The organism is Bradyrhizobium sp. STM 3809 (assembly GCF_000239795.1).
GTDB lineage: Bacteria > Pseudomonadota > Alphaproteobacteria > Rhizobiales > Xanthobacteraceae > Bradyrhizobium.
This window is the reverse complement of record NZ_CAFJ01000131.1, coordinates 1-531: the sequence shown is the minus strand read 5'-3', so window position 1 is coordinate 531 and position 531 is coordinate 1. Positions and strand designations below refer to the sequence as shown.

At 71.6% G+C, this 531-nt stretch carries 1 pseudogene; it reads left to right on the top strand.

Annotated features, from left to right (window positions below):
- Positions 1-264: 264 nt before the first annotated feature.
- A pseudogene (locus BRAS3809_RS06605) lies at positions 265-531 on the top strand (septal ring lytic transglycosylase RlpA family protein); the annotation flags it as partial.

The window sequence follows — 531 nt, the reverse complement described above, 5'->3', positions numbered from 1 at the left end:
GAGCCGAACAGCCGTTCGGTAGACCGATGCCGGGCAGGCAAGGCGGTGGCGATCAGCGTCTTCTGCAGCGAGACGGTGGGCACGGCGCCGCGTCGATCTCGCGTGAGGAAGCGCCGCTTTCGCGCCTTTGCCCACCCTACGATGAGCAAGCCGATATTTCTCCCTCGTGACTCCACCGTGTAGGTCCGCTGTGGTCACGGTTCCGTCGCCAGAACGTCGGCTTTGCCCGGTCGAATTCTCCCGCTGGGATGCGGGAGGAGGGACATGGCGTCGGACCACCGCGGACGTGCATCGGGCGTCGACGACGAGGCCAGCGCGCTCGGAACCGGCGCGGGCGGATGCAGCACGACAGGCGCGGCCGCGCTCGTTCGCTGGATGATCGTGGCGCTGTCAGCCGCCTCGCTCGCTGCATGCGCGCGTTCGCCCGAGATGACCGCGCGGCCGGACGCGGCACCGGGCAACCAGGCGGCGCTGGCACCGGCTGCGCCGCCGCCGGCTGCGTCTCCGGCCGACCCGCCGGCGCAGGCCGCT